14 protein-coding genes are annotated in these 17,537 nt (G+C 42.2%); all 14 read left to right on the plus strand.

Annotation, left to right across the window (positions count from 1 at the left end):
• The first annotated feature begins 37 nt into the window (after nucleotides 1–37).
• Nucleotides 38–1,318, plus strand: a complete 1,281-nt coding sequence (gene hisS / locus FOC72_RS10790; protein ID WP_002894145.1) for a histidine--tRNA ligase — start codon at nucleotides 38–40, stop codon at nucleotides 1,316–1,318.
• A gap of 167 nt (nucleotides 1,319–1,485) precedes the next feature.
• On the plus strand, nucleotides 1,486–1,773 hold the full coding sequence (locus tag FOC72_RS10795; RefSeq protein ID WP_032913686.1) for a WXG100 family type VII secretion target: 288 nt from the start codon (nucleotides 1,486–1,488) through the stop codon (nucleotides 1,771–1,773).
• Between the two features lie 223 nt (nucleotides 1,774–1,996).
• On the plus strand, nucleotides 1,997–4,999 hold the full coding sequence (gene esaA, locus FOC72_RS10800) for a type VII secretion protein EsaA (protein WP_032914012.1): 3,003 nt from the start codon (nucleotides 1,997–1,999) through the stop codon (nucleotides 4,997–4,999).
• A 6-nt stretch (nucleotides 5,000–5,005) separates the two neighbouring features.
• Complete coding sequence (gene essA / locus FOC72_RS10805) at nucleotides 5,006–5,464, plus strand: type VII secretion protein EssA (protein WP_002894141.1); 459 nt, start codon at nucleotides 5,006–5,008, stop codon at nucleotides 5,462–5,464.
• A gap of 1 nt (nucleotide 5,465) precedes the next feature.
• Nucleotides 5,466–5,705, plus strand: a complete 240-nt coding sequence (locus FOC72_RS10810; protein ID WP_002894139.1) for an EsaB/YukD family protein — start codon at nucleotides 5,466–5,468, stop codon at nucleotides 5,703–5,705.
• 1 nt (nucleotide 5,706) lies between these two features.
• Nucleotides 5,707–6,966 (plus strand): type VII secretion protein EssB, encoded by a 1,260-nt coding sequence (gene essB, locus FOC72_RS10815; RefSeq protein ID WP_080557377.1) that lies wholly within the window; start codon nucleotides 5,707–5,709, stop codon nucleotides 6,964–6,966.
• A gap of 2 nt (nucleotides 6,967–6,968) precedes the next feature.
• The gene (gene essC, locus FOC72_RS10820) at nucleotides 6,969–11,384 is read left to right on the plus strand and encodes a type VII secretion protein EssC (RefSeq protein ID WP_002894137.1); all 4,416 of its coding nucleotides are present in this window, start codon (nucleotides 6,969–6,971) and stop codon (nucleotides 11,382–11,384) included.
• A 25-nt stretch (nucleotides 11,385–11,409) separates the two neighbouring features.
• Nucleotides 11,410–12,051, plus strand: coding sequence for a hypothetical protein (locus FOC72_RS10825; RefSeq protein WP_002894136.1), 642 nt, complete (start codon nucleotides 11,410–11,412; stop codon nucleotides 12,049–12,051).
• Nucleotides 12,052–12,067: 16 nt separating this feature from the next.
• Complete coding sequence (locus FOC72_RS10830) at nucleotides 12,068–12,451, plus strand: hypothetical protein (RefSeq protein WP_002894135.1); 384 nt, start codon at nucleotides 12,068–12,070, stop codon at nucleotides 12,449–12,451.
• An 18-nt stretch (nucleotides 12,452–12,469) separates the two neighbouring features.
• Nucleotides 12,470–12,802 (plus strand): hypothetical protein, encoded by a 333-nt coding sequence (locus tag FOC72_RS10835; RefSeq protein ID WP_002894134.1) that lies wholly within the window; start codon nucleotides 12,470–12,472, stop codon nucleotides 12,800–12,802.
• Nucleotides 12,799–13,461 (plus strand): hypothetical protein, encoded by a 663-nt coding sequence (locus tag FOC72_RS10840; protein WP_002894133.1) that lies wholly within the window; start codon nucleotides 12,799–12,801, stop codon nucleotides 13,459–13,461. Before FOC72_RS10835 ends, FOC72_RS10840 begins: the two co-directional genes overlap by 4 nt.
• 1 nt (nucleotide 13,462) lies before the next feature.
• A complete protein-coding gene (locus FOC72_RS10845) occupies nucleotides 13,463–13,906 on the plus strand; it encodes a hypothetical protein (RefSeq protein WP_002894132.1) in 444 nt (147 codons plus the stop codon).
• Nucleotides 13,903–16,503 (plus strand): NAD(+) nucleosidase, encoded by a 2,601-nt coding sequence (locus FOC72_RS11595; RefSeq protein WP_002894131.1) that lies wholly within the window; start codon nucleotides 13,903–13,905, stop codon nucleotides 16,501–16,503. Before FOC72_RS10845 ends, FOC72_RS11595 begins: the two co-directional genes overlap by 4 nt.
• Nucleotides 16,504–17,391 carry an NAD glycohydrolase inhibitor gene (gene ifs / locus FOC72_RS10855; protein WP_002894129.1) on the plus strand — a complete coding sequence of 296 codons (888 nt, stop codon included), beginning with the start codon at nucleotides 16,504–16,506 and terminating at the stop codon, nucleotides 17,389–17,391.
• Nucleotides 17,392–17,537: the final 146 nt, after the last annotated feature.

Here is a 17,537-nt window from a genome sequence, read left to right on the forward strand (position 1 = left end):
ATAGAATATAAGTACTAAAGAAGGCGGAGGTCAGAAGATGAAATTACAAAAACCTAAAGGAACTCAGGACATTCTTCCTCAAGAATCAGCCAAGTGGCAGTATGTAGAAGACTTTGCCCGCAAGACATTTAGAAAATACAATTACGGTGAAATCCGCACGCCAATTTTTGAGCACTATGAGGTCATCAGCCGCTCGGTCGGGGATACGACAGACATTGTGACCAAGGAAATGTATGACTTCTATGACAAGGGCGACCGCCATATCACGCTGCGTCCAGAGGGGACAGCACCCGTGGTGCGTTCTTATGTAGAGAATAAACTTTTTGCTCCTGAAGTGCAAAAGCCTGTCAAAGTCTATTATATGGGCTCTATGTTCCGCTATGAGCGGCCTCAGGCTGGCCGTCTGCGGGAGTTTCACCAGATTGGTGCAGAGTGCTTTGGATCTAGCAATCCTGCTACAGATGTAGAAATGATTGCCATGGCGGCTCAATTTTTCAAGGATATTGGCATTACCAATGTCAGCTTGGAGCTTAACTCGCTGGGGAATCCTGAGAGCAGAGCTGCTTACCGTCAGGCCTTGATTGATTATCTGACCCCACTGAAGGCTAGCCTATCAGCAGATAGCCAACGTCGCTTGGAGGAGAATCCGCTGCGCGTGCTGGATTCTAAAGAGCCCGAGGACAAGGCGGCTGTAGAAGGTGCTCCGTCTATTCTGGACTATCTGGATGAGGAGAGCAGTACCTATTTTGCGGCTGTTCGCTCCATGCTAGAGACCTTACAGATTCCTTATGTCATCAATACCAACATGGTCCGTGGCTTGGACTACTATAATCACACAATTTTCGAGTTTACGACAGAGGTGGCTGGCAGTCAGCTGACTATTTGTGCTGGCGGCCGTTATGATGGGCTGGTGGCTTACTTTGGTGGCCCTGAAACGCCAGGTGTTGGCTTTGGTATGGGCTTAGAACGCCTACTTCTCGTACTTGACAAGCAAGGAGTAGAGCTGCCGATTGAAACTGCTCTGGATGTTTATGTAGCCGTTCTAGGAGCTGGTGCCAATGGCAGAGCTTTGGAGTTAGTGCAGGCTCTCCGCGCACAGGGATTTGCGGTAGAAAGGGATTATCTAGACCGCAAGCTCAAGGCTCAGTTTAAGTCGGCTGACATCTTTAAAGCCAAAACTCTTATCACCTTGGGGGAAAGCGAAGTGGAGAGCGGTCAGGTGACTGTTAAGAACAATCATAATCGTGAGGAGATTACTGTTAGCCTAGACCAAATCCAAGAAAACTATCAGCTTATTTTTGAGAAATTGGGGTTTTAAAGGCTTAATTCTAACAGGAGAAAACGTTATAGTATCAGATGTTTGAATGAATTTGGTTGACAACTTGTCAATATGTTTTCTAAAAAAATATCTTTAAAAGCTTGAAACCTAAAGTGATTGTTGATATAATGTTTTTGTTGTATAAATTTGCTAAAGGAGAAACAACTATGGCACAAATTAAATTAACTCCAGAAGAACTTCGTACATCTGCAAACAGATACACTGAAGGTTCTGAAAATGTAACTCAAGTTTTGACCACATTGACTAATGAACAAGCAATTATTGCTGATAACTGGGATGGTTCTGCATTTGATAGCTTTGAAGCACAATTCAATGAATTGTCTCCAAAAATCAAAGAATTTGCACAATTGCTCCAAGATATCAATGCTCAGTTGATTAAAGTTGCTGACATCGTTGAGCAAACTGACCAAGATATCGCTGCACAAATTCACTAATTTTGTTATAACGGCTTTAGGAAGGCGAGAGCCTTCCTATTTTTGTAAAGATTAAAAATGAAAAAATGGCGGTTTCTTTCATATCAAATAATAAAACTGCTACAATGTCAAGACAAGCTCTAACAATCTGGATCAGTATTTGAATTAGAATGTTAGGGCTATCTGTGTCTTTTTTGAGTGCTCCTTATGTAAAAAATAAATGAAGAAAAAAGAAAAAGTATCCATGGGAAATAAAAAATTATTTAAATATATAGGAAATGTTGTTTTAGTCATCGCCTTGCTGGCAGCAGTGGTGACGCTGAATGTAGCAGTGCAGAAGAATACAAGCACTGCTAGGGACAGCAAGATTCGCACTGACCAAAAGACTAAACTAAATGTTGCGGTTGTCAATGAGGATCGGGCTGTCAAGGTTGACAAGAAAGAGTACAATCTTGGTGCTAGCTATGTCAAGAATCTGGAACGAGATGACTCTCAAAACTGGTATATTGTGACGCGTGGAGCTGCGGATACTGGTCTTGAAAATGGCAAATATCAACTGGTCGTAACGATTCCAAGTGACTTTTCAGAGAAGGTGTTAGATGTTAATGCTATCAGCGCAGATCGGACAATCGTTACTTATAAGGTCAATGCTGCTGGAAATCAGCAGATTGAAAATGAAGCTAATAATCTGGCTAAGGATATTATCGCAGATCTGAATAGCCAGTTGGTTGATATGTATATGGCAAGCATCTTGAGCAATCTATATACAGCTCAGCAAAATGTGCAGGCTAGTTCAGAGGTGCAAATTACCAATATTGGCAATTATCGAACCAACTTGTTGGAGTCTGCTATTGGCTCTAAGAATATCTTCCCAACGTTGGTTAGTATGTCTGCCTCATCTGTCGAAGCCAATAACTCTCTGAAGACGACTCTGGAAACTTATGCTAAGGCTTTCGATGACTTGGATAATTCTCAGGCCACTTATGGAAAGAATTTTGATAGCCTTCTCAAACAGCGGGTCAGTGATCAGGCTAGTTACGAAGATTTCATGAAACAGCTGATTGCGATGGATGAGCAAGTTGTGCATAAGAATACTCAAGAACTTTATACTAACTTGGAAAAAACACTGGGAGAATTGACTAAGCAATTAGGAGCCTCTGAAAGTACAGATAAGTCTTATGCACAGCTGACTGGTGATATGAATGCTCAAATAGCAGCTTTAACCAGTAGCTTGAAAGATGAACGTGATAAATTGGATGAGCATACAACTAAAGAAAACATTGAAGGATTTGTTAAGGAAAAACTAGCATCCTACTATGGCGTTGCCGAAAACACATCAATTACTTTGGGAACAATGCTTGGGAAAAATGATTCAGCAGTCCTGAAAAATTATGAGGAGTATTTGAAAGCTCAAGCTATAGAAGCTATCAAAAGGGTGCCAAGCAGCTATCCAAGCGAGATGAAATTTGACCTTTCCATCTCTACTCATGGCTTTGATAGCCTTGAGGCTGATAAGTTAACAACAGAGAGGGGCAGTGGGGCAGTCGAGTTAGCAAATCTAGCAGCAGTTGCAGAGCAAGCGGCTAACTCTGCCAGCGGTCAAGTCAATGCTCAGCCTGGTAGCAAGGCTACAGTTTCTGTCCAACCACCAGCAGGTGTAACGGTTCAAACCATTACTTACAATAATGAACAAGTGACAAATGGTCAGGAAATTACTTTAGCTGAAAATGCTAAGTTTACTGTTCAATTCAGCGTAGATAATACTGCCGCAGCTAGTTCAGTTGATAGTTCCATTGACATTTCCCTGAATGGCATCACGGTTACGAGTGCACCCGTTAATGTACAGGCTGCGCAGAAAGCTGCAGCAGATTACGGTGCTAAGGTACAGGAGCTTTCTGATGCCTATGAAAAAGCTAAAAACGCAATGGATTCCTATGCTGCTTTTGTCCAACTCAAAAATGAAGATATGTCTACGGCTTTGTCTAATCTGATGTTTGATGCTGTTCAAAGTAACTTTAATGACTATCAAGCTAGTCTAAATAAACCTGAAAAGCAGAACCAAAATCAAGATAAAGATCAGGATAAAGATAATCAGACAAAACCTAAAGAAAGTATTAAAGAGAGATTGGATAAAGCTCTGAATAAGCTGAACGAATTGGGTCCAGACTTGGCAGCTAATCTTAAACAGATTGAGGATAGCAACGAGGCTCTGACAAAAAACATTAGGGAACAGATGGATTTGTATGATCAATTGACGAAGAAATTGGAAGACATGAGAACTTCTCGAGTCTCCTCTACGGATGCATTGAAAAAGACAGACACCGATTTGTCATCTCTGAATTCAGAATTCTCATCCTTGCTGTCTTCAACTTCTGGCGTTAAGTCTTCTTCACAGACCAATGTGCAGGCAGCTGATAGTGTCAACCAGATCTTCAGCAGCTTCAATCGTGAGCTGGAAAATGCGCAAGGAACGACAGAGAAACTATCTGCGAATGCTGAAAGCTTGATGGGGCAATTCAATAAGGAATTGGAGGATAATGGCAACTTTGTGGAGTCCTTTGTCAAGGTTCTTAATAATGCCTATGAAAACGGGGTTCCTAATGAAGTATTGTTGGACTTCCTATCTAATCCAGTTGCTCAGTCTTCTTCATCTGTCAAAGCGACTGTCAATGTTTACCGTCCATTTACTTGGATTCTCTTGTTGGAGATTGTCAGTCTCTTTACGGCCTATCTCTTTGCAACACAGAACATTGTACGCAAGGTTAAAGACCGCTTTAAACTTAATAAACTACAAGATACAGATATTACGACTGTGGGCATTCTAGGCTTCCTGTCTCTGACGATTGGTCTGGTCATTGGGATTGTCTCCAGTATGCAGCTTCACATCGGCAAGGAATATGTTCCATCTTGGGTCTTGTTGATTGTGGTTGCTAGCTTTGTCTTGATTCAGGGGCAGTATTTATTCCTCAAGCATCTGCGCGTGGTGGGCATGGGCTTAGCTTTCTTCATGATTATCAGCTTTGTCTACCTGTCTAGTGCCATTGGTACGACAGCTAGCTTGACTGGCTTCCCAGCCTTTATCAAGAGCTTGAATGCCTTGTCTGTGCTAGAAGGCATGCTGTCAGGTTACTTTGACGGCAAGACCGCTGGCTTCTTTGCCATCTTTGGTCTGATTGTCTTGCTGGCTCTGTTGGTTGCAGCTAATATCTTTGTCAAGACTAGAACATTAAAAACTGAGGAAGTTTAAAAGAGTATGAAAAGAATTCTGTTTTTATTCCTACTCCTAAGTTCGTTTGCGGTGACGTCTGTCGCCGCAGATGAGCTAAAGGATAATCGTCTGCAGATAGATAATTCGCGGATTGAAAAAGAGCAAGAACTGAACTTTGGTGCACAATCGGAAGGCACCAAGTCTCTTTTCGTTGCTGAAAATCAGGAAAAAATTCAGGAAATGAAGCAGTATCAAAACAAACAGTTGGCCACAGAAGCGGGACAACTGTTTTCTGCTATACAGGGGCCAACGGATATTTACCATTCCAAGGAGCTTTTTCAGCCGGGAACGGAAAAATTGTCCAAGCTGCAGACGAGTTTGAAAAGCGATGAAGAGAGCAGCTGGGATGATTTTCTGCCAGGAGTGGTCTACTTTGTAGCAGCCATGCTCTTGGTCAGTATGACTGTCTTTGTCAGCTATCGTATCAGTAAGGGAGAAGTATAACATGGAAGGACATATCAATATCACCCTCCGTTTGCGGGATAAGGACGTGGATATTCGCATTCCTAAGCGGATTGAGGTCCGTCGCTTCATTCGGGAGATTGATCAGATTTTCAATATCGAAGGAAAGCGCCATAAGTATCAGCTGCGGATTATTAACAAGGGGTTGATACTAGATGAGGGCAAGGTTTTGGCTGATTATCCAGTCACAACGGGAGATTTAGTAGAGATTGAGGAGATTTAAGGTGACTGAGGAAAAATTTGTATTTGCTGAACAAGAATTTATCTATGAAAAAAATGACAAGAATTGGAGCTTAACGCTTAAGCGTTCGGATGTGGCAACGCAGGATTTGCGGGAGCTCTTGCTTTTGGACCTGCATCATCCACTTTTCTTGGAGCAAGAGACTAAGGCCGACCATGATAGTGTCTACTTCACCTATCAGATTGAGCCTTTGGGGCTGTCCAAGGAAGAGATTGAAAAGCGCACGATTTCTGAGCGGATTCGTCTGGCTCTCAATGTGTTTGCTTTGGAAGCGGCACTGGAATTGCCGGTTACTTTTTTGCTGCATCCTAGCAATCTATTTATTACCAAGGATGCACAGGCGAAGATTGCCTATCGCGGTATTCCCGGCATCATGACACCTCAGGCTATTTCTCGGGAGGACTTTTTGCGTCAGGCTAAGTGCTTTGCGGTGACGCTCTTTGCAGATCTGGACTTTATGGAGCTTTACAAGGGCTCGCTAGAGCTAGAAACTCTGCCAGATTTCTTAGTGGAACTGCGTGAGGCTGAGACTCTGGAAGATGCGGTTGCTGTTTTGGAGAAATCCTATCAGGAAAAGGCTGCAGAAGAAGCAGAGAAGCAGACACTGGTCTCCAAGCGCCAGCATAAGATTTTCAAACTGGCGACCATCTGGCTGACAGCAGCTGTTGTGATTTTGACCATTCCTTTGATTTATTTGATTTTCATACAGAATCCTTTCAAGGAAAAGCTGTTACAGGCGGATACTGCCTTTATCAAAGTGGACTATAGCAAGGTCATCGATGAACTGGAGGGAATTTCTCCTAAGAGCCTGCCGAATACACAGAAATATGAACTAGCCTACTCTTATATCCAGGGCTTGGAATTTTCTGATGATCAGCGTAAGGTCATCCTGAACAATGTCACACTAAAATCAGATGATTTGTATCTCAATTACTGGATTCAAGTTGGACGTAATGATTTTGAAGATGCTTTGGACACAGCCAAACGGATTAATGACTCAGATCTGATCATCTATGCCTTGACGCAGGAGATGAAAAAAGTGCGTGAGGACGATAGTTTGTCTGGTAAGGATCGGGAGACTAAGCTTGAGTCCTTGGAAGGCGAGTATAAGAAATACTGGGATAGCCGTAAGGAGCTTTTGACTGGTGATTCTAGCTCAAGCGCTTCTGGCGAGGAAGGTTCTTCAGGAGCAAGCTCTTCCTCCAGCAGTGAAGCGTCGTCTAGCAGTAGCGCGAAGGAGTAAGTATGAGCAAGACAATCATCATCTATACAGACCATCTGCGCTATGAGCTGCAACTGACAGAGGACAAGAAAGTTCTCTTAGCAGCTAGTGAGAAGGCCCAGCTTTACCTGCCTCATCAGGAGACTCCTATCCAGCTTCAGCTAGCCGAAGGGCAAGTCTTTTATCAGATGGGGGAAGAAACGGGTGTTGTAACTGACGGTCTAACCTTGGGTAATCTCACCTTGTATCAATCTGATTCAGAACCGGCTGTTTATGACCTGCTGGACAGAAAAGAGTTACTCATCAGCGACCAGAAGGGCGCAGCCATCAGTCTGGAAGCGCCTTTGGAATTGCTCTTGAAGCGAACAAATGATTCTTGGTTTTTAACCAAGATGCGAGGTCAAGTTTATCTCAATCACGTTGAGTGGACGGGAGACCAAATCCAGCTGGAGGCCGGTGACGAGCTAAGCTTGGAAGGTATCTGCCTCAAGGTCTATCCAGAAGAAATCTGGGTGACGGGTCCAGCTACGGTCAGTTCTAACCTGACCTTGCGGGGCGCTTCTCGCCATGGTTTTTATCCAGACTATCCAGACTATCACCGCTCACCGCGGATTATCTATCGGAGTTCAGAGGACAAGATTCAGATTGCTCCGCCAAGCAAGGAGCCTCAAAAGCCCAATGATGAGCTCTTGAGACTGATTGTGCCGCCACTTCTCATGGTTGGGGTGACGGTGTTGATTACACTGGTTCAGCCGCGGGGAATTTATATCCTCGTTACAGTTACTATGTCAATCGCCAGTGCTATCTTTTCGGTTCGAGGTTTCTTCAAAAACCGCAAGAAGTTCAAGGAAGACAAGAAAGAGCGCATTGATCTTTATCACCTCTATTTAAAAGACAAGGCTATTGAGCTGAACAAGCTGGAACGTGAGCAGCGTGATGGCATGCTTTACCATTTCCCAAATATTAACGAATTAACGGGTCTGGTGACAGACTACAGCCACCGCATTTACGAGAAGACACCGCTACACTTTGACTTTCTTTACTATCGCTTGGGACTTGGCCAGGTGCCAACCTCCTATAAGCTGACCTACGGTCAAGAGGAGCGGAGCGGCAAGAAAGATGCGCTGGAAGAGGAGGGCTATGCTCTCTACACTCGGCATAAGAAGATTCCCGATCTTCCTATCGTGGCTAATCTCAGCCATGGGCCGGTCGGTTATATCGGTCCGCGCAATTTGGTCTTGGAACAGCTCCAGCTCTTGGTCATGCAGCTGGCGGTCTTTCACTCCTACCACGATGTGCAGGTAATTACCATCATGCCAGAGGAGGAGCGCGACCAGTGGGATTGGCTGCGCTGGCTGCCGCATGCGACTCTACAAGAGCTGAATGTCCGTGGATTTGTATATAATCAACGGACGCACGATCAGGTCCTAAACAGCCTCAACCAAATCCTTAAACTGCGCAAGGCGCAGAAGGAAGAAGCTACCCGGCAGGAGACGACACTCTACAGCCCTCACTATGTGGTCTTGGTCACAGATGAAAAGCTGATTCTCGACCATATCATCATGGAGTTCTTCACAGAGGATCCGACTGACCTGGGCTGCTCACTGATCTTCGTGCAGGATGTGATGAGCTCTCTGTCTGAGAATATTAAGACGGTTGTCAATATCAAGGACCGCAACACTGGTCATCTGGTCATGGAAGAAGGAATCCTTAGAGAAATTGACTTCCGCTTGGATCATTTCCCAGAAGGCTATGACAAGGAGCGAATCGCTCGGACCTTGGCGCCGCTCAATCACTTACAGAATCTCAAGAGCTCGATCCCTGATACTGTGACTTTTATGGAGATGTATGGGGCAGAGACCTTCTCAGACCTGCAAGTCTTGCAAAAGTGGCAACAGAATGCGCCGTATAAGAGCTTGGCAGTGCCTATCGGCCTGCGGGGTAAGGAAGACCTGGTCTACCTCAACCTGCATGAAAAAGCTCACGGCCCGCACGGGCTGATTGCCGGGACAACTGGATCCGGGAAGTCGGAGACTATCCAGTCCTATATCTTGAGTCTGGCCGTCAACTTCCACCCGCACGATGTGGCCTTCCTGCTCATCGACTACAAGGGTGGGGGAATGGCCAACCTCTTCAAGAACCTGCCCCATCTCTTGGGAACCATTACCAACTTGGACGGGGCCCAATCCATGCGGGCGCTGGCTTCCATCAATGCGGAGATTCACCGTCGGGAGCGGCTCTTCAGAGAGTTTGAAGTCAATCATATCAACCAATATCAAAAGAAATTTAAGAACGGGGAAGCAACCGAACCCCTGCCCCATCTCTTCCTCATCTCGGATGAGTTCGCGGAGCTCAAGGTCAACCAGCCTGACTTTATCAAGGAGCTGGTATCTATCGCTCGGGTCGGACGTTCCCTCGGGGTACACTTGATTCTGGCTACTCAGAAGCCCTCTGGGGTTGTGGATGACCAGATCTGGTCCAATTCCCGCTTTAAGCTGGCGCTCAAGGTGGCAGACCGGACGGACTCGATGGAAATGCTTAAGACGCCGGATGCGGCAGAGATTACTCAGACTGGCCGTGCCTATCTGCAGGTCGGCAATAATGAAGTCTATGAACTCTTCCAGTCAGCCTGGTCAGGGGCAGACTACCAGCCGGATAAGGATGAGATGGGAATTGAAGACCATACCATCTACCTGATCAATGACCTAGGACAATACGAAGTGCTCAATCAAGACCTGTCAGGTCTTGACCTAGCAGAAGATATCAAGGAAGTACCGACGGAGCTGGAGGCTATTGTCAGTCAGATTCAACTGCTGACAGAGAGCCAGCAGATCCCACCAGTACCGCAGCCATGGCTGCCACCGCTTAAAGAGCGGATGACCCTACAGGAGCTGGAACCTATCCAGCCGAAGGAAGTCTGGGAGCAAAAGAAGCCGGTCTCTGTCCTTCTCGGAATGGCGGATATCCCGCAGGCACAGAAGCAAGAACCTGTCTCTGTCAACTTGTCCAAGGATGGGCATATCCTGCTCTACGGAAGTCCTGGTACGGGGAAGACAACCTTCCTGCAGAGTGCTGCCATGGACTTGGCTCGCAAGTTCAGTCCCAAAGATGTCACGCTCTACCTGATGGACTTCGGTACCAATGGTCTGGCACCACTGGGGCAATTACCGCAGGTAGCCGATACTTTGCTTTTGGATCAGACGGAGAAGATTGCCAAGTTTGTACGTATCATGGAGCGGGAGCTCAACCGGCGTAAGAAGCTCTTGTCGGACTACGGTGTTGGTACCTTGGAGCTCTACCGTCAGGCTAGCGGTCAGCAAGAGCCGGCGATTGTCATCCTACTGGACAGCTATGAGTCCATGAAGGAAGAAGCCTATGAAGCGGAGCTCTTCAAACTTTTGGTGCGGATCTCTCGTGAAGGTCTCAGTATCGGTGTTCACCTCCTGGTGACAGCGGGCCGTCAGTCCAACCTTCGGGCGCAGTTCTACGCCAACTTCAAGCACCAGCTGAGTCTGCCACAGAATGATGTAGGAGAAGTCCGCTCTATCGTGGGCTCTACCCCACTAGCGAAAACGATGGAAGACATCAAGGGCCGAGCGCTCATGAAGCGTGACGAGGTCGATGTTATCCAGCTGGCTCTGCCAGTAGCGGGTGCCAATGATGCGCAAGTCCTTAACAACCTGCGTCAAGAAGTCGCTTCTCTCCAAGAAGCATGGACCGGACAGCGACCAAGTGCCATTCCGATGGTACCAGAGGAGCTGACGATTGATGAATTTATGAATCTACCGACCACTAAGGAAGCCATTGAGAATCACGAGCTACCAATTGGTGTGGAATTTGAAGAAGTTCAGACGGTTAGTCTGCCGTTTAGTAAATTTAAACATCTGCTCGTGTTATCTGATAAAGATACTGCTATGACTGCTGTAACAAACCATATGATAAGAATATTGCTTCATATGTTTAACAAAGAGATGATTACCATTTTTGATTCAATTGCGGAACACAGTCAGTTTTCAGATAATGTAGGTAATTATATAGGCTATGATATGGATTGCCGTTCGACACTTGAGTCCTTGAAGGAAAGGGTTCTTATGGCTAGAAAACAACGTAGTACTTTTGAACATTTTGTTGTTATAACGGATGTCTCACAGTTTGTTTCGCAAAGTAACATTGAACCTAATGAGCTTGCTCTCCTAATAGAGGAAGGACAGAGAGTAGGACTTCATTTCATCTTTGTTACCCACAAAACATATCTTGCCAGTTATACAGACATAACTAAATACATGAAAGCTCATTTAGACACAGCTCTCATAGCTATGAAAATGAGTGATCAAAGTATCTTTACTCGCTCATCTATGGGACGAGAGGAGCCACTGTTAGATGATCAAATTTACTTCCACTATCAGAACGTGCAAGTAAAACTAAAAATTACAAAATAACCAAAGAAACGAGGAAGTGATTAAGATGTCTAAGGAACAGTATTTGCAAATAAAAAAAGAGTATAGAATCAGACTTTTTTTGATATTTTGTCTTTTTATCCTATCTTCTATTCTTTATTGTATGCTTCTATTCAGTTCTTCCAGATACGTACCGTTCTTCTCAGCCTCAATAGTGACTTTAGGATCTATAAATCAATTTCTTATTGTTCCTTTTTTGAAACAAAAAAAATCTATTGAAGAGGAGCATCCAGATTGGAAAGAATTGAGTCCAAAAGGAGTGAAGCTTCTTAGTAAAGAAGCAACCCAAAGAACACTGGCTGGCATTGGTGCAACGTTCATTTTGCTTTTGACCTTTGCTATGTTTTATAGGCCAGTTCAGCAACAAGATATTAACGTGAGAGAATTCAATGATAGGCCTAAAATAAATTTTGACTCATCGACGCCAACTACCTCAACTACTTCCTCTGAATCTTCTAGTTCAGACTCTTCTTCAACAGAGCAATCATCAACTGGAACAGAAGAAGAACAGACGAACCAATCTAACAGCGATACTGGTAGTTCATATCCTCACATATATGGTACAGATGATGAAGTCGTGAAAAAGGTTATAGATAAATCCATGCAAGACTTGAAAGAGAAACAATCAGGTGAACAATCGGGAAACTAGAAGGAGACAGAAATAAATGAGTGATGCTAGTTTGAAAGCTCAGATCGATAGTGATAAAGCTAAGCAAGATAAGTATAAGAGAGTACGAGATTCGATTCAAAATCATGGATTAGATACGGATATTGATCTTAGTGTCTATCAGTATTATATAGAATTATCTGAAAAAGCTATTTCTAAGATTGATGGGAATGAAGGATATCATTATCTATCTAATCTAAAGTCTAAATTGGAGTCGGATAAAAAAACTGTAAAAGAGTATCTTGATTTTGTGAAAGATGCCAACTCATCTTTCAAAGACTTATATGTGACATTAGGAGAGAAAATCGCAGATTTAGAAAAATCTATCAGCCGTAACAAAGCTGCTTATAATAAAGGAAAACTAATTTGGGAACAACTTTAGTGGTAAGAGGAGAAGCTTATGGATACAAATATAAATGCTATTGATAATAGCTATACTAGTAATGTGGTTACATATGATGATAGTCAGATAGAAACTGTAATAAGTGAATTAAATGAAATCAAAAGTCTTCTTTCAGATATTGATGCCGAACTATCTGGCCTTGAAGCAAATGAGACAGAATGGAAAGGTGAAAGTAAAAATCAATACTTGGACTTGAAAAGGTTTGTTAAATTATATCGGACTGATTATGGAAAGAGTATAAAAGAACTTCAAACAGCTGTATCAGGTCTTAAAAAATTGCTTGGTTCTATATCTAGTTCTCATGTAATAAAGGAGATTGATAACGCATGATATTTACGTTAGAAGCTTTATATACGTTACATTTATTTAATGATTATTCGGATGATTTAATATTTCTTCCGCTTCCGGCTCCAGCTGAATGGACAGGAACCCGAAAAGAAAATCTTTTATGGGTTTTGGAGAAGGGCTTTGAAGATTTAAAGGAGCTTGGGCTTATAGTTGACAATCAGCCAACAGAGGAATGCGCGATGTATGGAGCTTATTTGAAAGAGTATCATAAAGCATCTTATCACTGTCAAGTTGATCAACGGTTTTTCTATGCTCCAGGGGTTGATCAGTTCAAGAGAATGGCAGTTATCATTATAGAAATTGGTGAAAATCAATTTCAAATTGATCGTGCGGGATGTGCAGTTTTTCTAGCATTTTTGATGGAAAGTCATAACGTTTTACAAAATATTGATGACACCGTGAAAGATTATATCCACTCTCAATGGGAAGAAGAAGCTTTCATGAGCTTGGTGCTTCATCACGGAAATGATGAAGCTATTCGAATTCGAGTTAACGAATTGTCAAAAGACACACAGGATATCATCTATTTAAAAAACGATAACCATCTTTATGAATATGATTTCTATAGGCAAATCCGGCGGTCAATTGACAGTGATCAACTGAAAGAGCAAATTATAAAAAAATTGAAAGTGAGTCTGTAATATGCCAGTAGATATTAAATTAGTTCTGTCAGATCAAGAACAACTTATTTATCATAGTTTAAATATGGTCAATATGGCTGGACAAATTGTTACAAAAATTCAAAGTGTTAGATCAAATCTTCCCAACCTTTCGTCTGAAGGCGCCTTTCACGATTTTATAGGAAAGGGTGATAGTAATGGTGGTTTATCCCGTTATCACCTAAAAGCACAAGAGTTTGAAACCATTTGTGAAGTACTCTACCGACATTCAAAAAATACTTATGATACGATGATTGATATGGACAAAGTATTAGCAACCTCAATTGCCAATCTAGTCTTGAACGATCCAACTGCAAAAGCAGAAGACAAGGAAGCTATTAAACGGGATCCAAAAGGATCTATTGACCAGATTAAGCGTAATTACCAAGAATATAGAAAGAGTCTTGAGGGAGGAGCACAGAAATGACAAAGTACTACTCTAATCAACCAGACTTTTCCACAGAAGCACCAGATCCAGCATATAATTATTTTAGCTCAATGAGTGATATCATGGATAATATCGAAGCTGCTGGGAATACTGTAAAGTCTGAAGGTGTTGAAGACCTATATACCCAGAAGGGGGAAGCCGCCTTAGGTGTAAAAAAAGATAGTAGTATCTTCGACAAATCGATTCAGCGCATTTATAATATGTTAAATAGCGCGAAGAAAGTCCACTCAGACATCATGCAAAATATTGACAATAAGTTCACCCGAGGAATGGATGATGCATTTAAGAGTCTAAACAATGTCAATGGAGATAAAAAACCTTACGAGAGTAAATATACAAAAAAAGATACGATTAAATATAAGCAAGAGGCAGGCCCAAATGGTTTTGAACAGAGAGCTTATAATGATCCCCAACCGTACAAATTACACGAACTTTTAGATGGGAAGGCTAGTCCTATTGAGGCGGCAAAGGATGTTTATGAGACTCGCTTACAGGCAGCAAAAGCCTATCTAGCTCAAAAAGATAAGCTGACTGATAAAGAAATAAAGAATTTAGAAGGGAAAAGTGCAGAAGATATTGTTGAGGCGTATTTCCCAAGCCAAATACCTGATTATCAGGGGTTGAAAGCTAGTCGCTTTCAAGAAGAAAATAAGGATACTTTGCAGAAAGTTGATATTGGCTTAAAGGCTTTAGCTTTTTTAGCAGCAGCGGGAGGTGTTATCTTTGCTCCCTTTACTTCTGGAGCATCTTTGACACTAACTTATGCAAGTGGTGCCTATCTATTTGCGGATAATGCATACTCCGCGTGGACAGGTCAGACTATGATAACAGGCGATCGTCTTTCAACTGAGGATCGAGTTTGGGCTGGGATAGATGCAGCTACGACTTTGGCATCCATGGGCTCACTAGCTTATCTGACGAAGTTTGGCACATCGGGTCCAAACTTATTGAAGAATTTGGCAACATTAGGAAAGTATGCGGACGATGCCAATGATGTCTCAAAGGTTTTCTATGCAGCCGCGACTGATCAGGATCCGAGCTCAGCAATTCAGAATTTAGTGATTGGGCAAGTCGCTAGCTTTGGAGTAGGCAAGGCTAGTAATTACTTTGGTGGGAAGTTCAGTCGTGGAGGCACGCCAGACTTGGATGTGGACTTACCAGGTGCTAAAGCATCTCATCTGGATGTCCCACTTCAAAGCAAGCAAATACCCAAGCTGGACCCAGCTAATGTACGTTTGAGTAGTAGACCAGACCTGCATCTGAAAGCTAGCCCAGCTGATACGACCCTGGCCAAACTGAAACCCCATCCAACAGTCAGTGTGGATGTACCGAAGGTTAAGCAAGTATCAGGCGACAGTGCAACTAAGGCTATTGGCGGAGTCAAGCCAAGTGATGTGGATGTACCGAAGGTTAAAAATAACATATCTGAACCAAATTTTGCTAACTATAAAGAGTTTTCAACTAAAAAGATTGATGAGTTCAAGACAAATCTAAATGATGTCGAGACTAAGATAACTGTTGAGACTCGTAATGCAGCAGGCGAAATTCAACGTATCCAATTAAAAGCGGTCGGTATAGATGAAACTGGTAAAATTCGTATCCAAGATTATACAACTGCAAAAGATGGTTTATCCATTAAACGCCAAGATATTCTGGATAATCTATCGAAATATGGCGGTACTATCGTAGGTGAAGGAAAAGGTCGCTTTGTAGGTGGTACTAAGATTGAACCTGGGACTAGAATTGAGGTTATCTCTCAAAAAACATCGGACATTTCAATTGAACATGTGTCACCAGAAATCAAAAAAGCAACCTTTGCTAAATTCGATGAACTTGCAAGTCAGGAATATAGATGGAATACAGCAGAGAAGCAGGCATCCTTTAAGGAAACTTTTGATATGTATGCGGAACGTGCTGTTAAAGAAGGGGCAGTTCCAAATAAAGAAACCTTTTACAAGATGTATGAGGCTAGACAGTACAATTATCCAGAAGCATACAAAGAAGCCATTAAGCAACCCTATTTAGAAGGTGGAGCTTCCTCTGTTGTAAACGGGATAAGTATTAAAAATTATGCTTTTGGCGAATATGGTTCTTCTGTAGGACGTGTAACCCAAGATGGGATTGGCCAAGGAAACTTCACAACAAGTATTGTAGAAGATTCTGCCCTCTTGTATGATAAAAATGGAGCTCTGAAATCAGGTCATGAAATTGCGACAGTCAAAGGAGTTGGAGATGATACATACGATACAGGTATGTTTCAATATGAGTACAGTCCGGAACTTGTCAAGAATATGGATAAAAAAGGCTGGATACAATTTCCAAATGGGGATACACCAGGTTCTTCGTCTTTAAATATTCCAGGTGCGAAAACCTGGGCTGGTTCTAACATTAATATGTCTGAGAGCGAATTGCTTATGCCGTCAATTGATATGAAGGGACACTCTTACGATGACTTTCTATCCGCTATTGAACATCAAGGATACTATGAAATCAAAAATCCACGTGTCTATAAACCAGGCACTGATAAAATTGAGCAAGTTGAAGGAATTTTCAGAATAAATCAATGGAGTAACTAAATGAAGACATATAAATTGAAAAATAAAGAAAATTATCAAAATTTTGTAAAAGACTATCGTGAAATAATGAAAGAAGGGAAAGAAGCTGAAGTTTTTCTAGGGACCGAAGCTAAGTATCGTTTTCGACAACGAGATTCTTATGAACTTGATAGTACAGATATTGGGGTATTAATGGAATATTGCTTATATCCTTTGTATGTGGAAGGTGATAGGGATATAGCTCGAAGAACCTTTGATATCTTGAAAGTTTTTAGCTTATCTAATGATTTAATGAAATTAAAGAAGGTCACTCAATATATTTCTAATCAAAAATGGTTTGTAACGAATTATCATGATATTCCATTTGTTATTGAGACAGATGAATTAGTAAGAAATATTATAGAAAGTACTTCCCACCTATCAGATGAGCAGAAACGTACTTATACCTATGAAGGGTTGTGTAATGTATTAGATCGTAATCCAGAATACAGGCAGTGTGATGAAGAAAAGGTAGAGAAGATTCTTAAGGAATTCAAGGAAAAATACTACAATCCACCTAAAGTGGTAGAACCGATTAAAGAAGTTGAGAAAATTGAACTAGATGTTACAAGTATAGATGCTATAGGTGTCTCTGATGACCATCTAGAGTTGTTGTTGATTGATGAAAACAAATGGATTGAGTCATTAGAAGAGGAGCATCTCTTTAAACTTCAAGAAAAACTCAATAACTATATCTATTTCCTCGAAAGCAAACAGTATGTGAAACGATACGGCGATAACTTTGATAAAAAAGTCATCAATATCACCTTTCAATACTCCCCTTCTGATAACGGATTAGCTTTTCTAGCTGCTGCTCAGAAGACATTACAGAACACAGATATGAGTTTGAAAGTAGAATTACCGGATTAATCTAAAGAGAGTGAATCTTCACTCTCTTTTTAGACACTCCTGAACAAAATTTCTATTTTCACTCGTTTTTATCCTGTTGTTTTTTTAGAATATAAAACTTTCTCAATCTATGCCCCCTTATGCTATAATAGTCTATAGAAAGTCGA

It is taken from the genome of Streptococcus sanguinis (assembly GCF_013343115.1).
GTDB classification, from domain to species: Bacteria; Bacillota; Bacilli; order Lactobacillales; family Streptococcaceae; genus Streptococcus; species Streptococcus sanguinis_H.

Excerpts from the sequence above, each read along its gene's own strand:
- FOC72_RS11595 (WP_002894131.1), top strand. The coding sequence starts at position 13,903 with ATGACAAAGTACTACTCTAATCAACCAGACTTTTCCACAGAAGCACCA.
- FOC72_RS10810 (WP_002894139.1), top strand. The coding sequence starts at position 5,466 with ATGGAAGGACATATCAATATCACCCTCCGTTTGCGGGATAAGGACGTG.
- ifs (WP_002894129.1), top strand. The coding sequence starts at position 16,504 with ATGAAGACATATAAATTGAAAAATAAAGAAAATTATCAAAATTTTGTA.
- FOC72_RS10830 (WP_002894135.1), top strand. The coding sequence starts at position 12,068 with ATGAGTGATGCTAGTTTGAAAGCTCAGATCGATAGTGATAAAGCTAAG.
- FOC72_RS10825 (WP_002894136.1), top strand. The coding sequence starts at position 11,410 with ATGTCTAAGGAACAGTATTTGCAAATAAAAAAAGAGTATAGAATCAGA.
- FOC72_RS10840 (WP_002894133.1), top strand. The coding sequence starts at position 12,799 with ATGATATTTACGTTAGAAGCTTTATATACGTTACATTTATTTAATGAT.
- hisS (WP_002894145.1), top strand. The coding sequence starts at position 38 with ATGAAATTACAAAAACCTAAAGGAACTCAGGACATTCTTCCTCAAGAA.
- FOC72_RS10835 (WP_002894134.1), top strand. The coding sequence starts at position 12,470 with ATGGATACAAATATAAATGCTATTGATAATAGCTATACTAGTAATGTG.
- essC (WP_002894137.1), top strand. The coding sequence starts at position 6,969 with ATGAGCAAGACAATCATCATCTATACAGACCATCTGCGCTATGAGCTG.
- esaA (WP_032914012.1), top strand. The coding sequence starts at position 1,997 with ATGGGAAATAAAAAATTATTTAAATATATAGGAAATGTTGTTTTAGTC.
- FOC72_RS10795 (WP_032913686.1), top strand. The coding sequence starts at position 1,486 with ATGGCACAAATTAAATTAACTCCAGAAGAACTTCGTACATCTGCAAAC.
- FOC72_RS10845 (WP_002894132.1), top strand. The coding sequence starts at position 13,463 with ATGCCAGTAGATATTAAATTAGTTCTGTCAGATCAAGAACAACTTATT.
- essA (WP_002894141.1), top strand. The coding sequence starts at position 5,006 with ATGAAAAGAATTCTGTTTTTATTCCTACTCCTAAGTTCGTTTGCGGTG.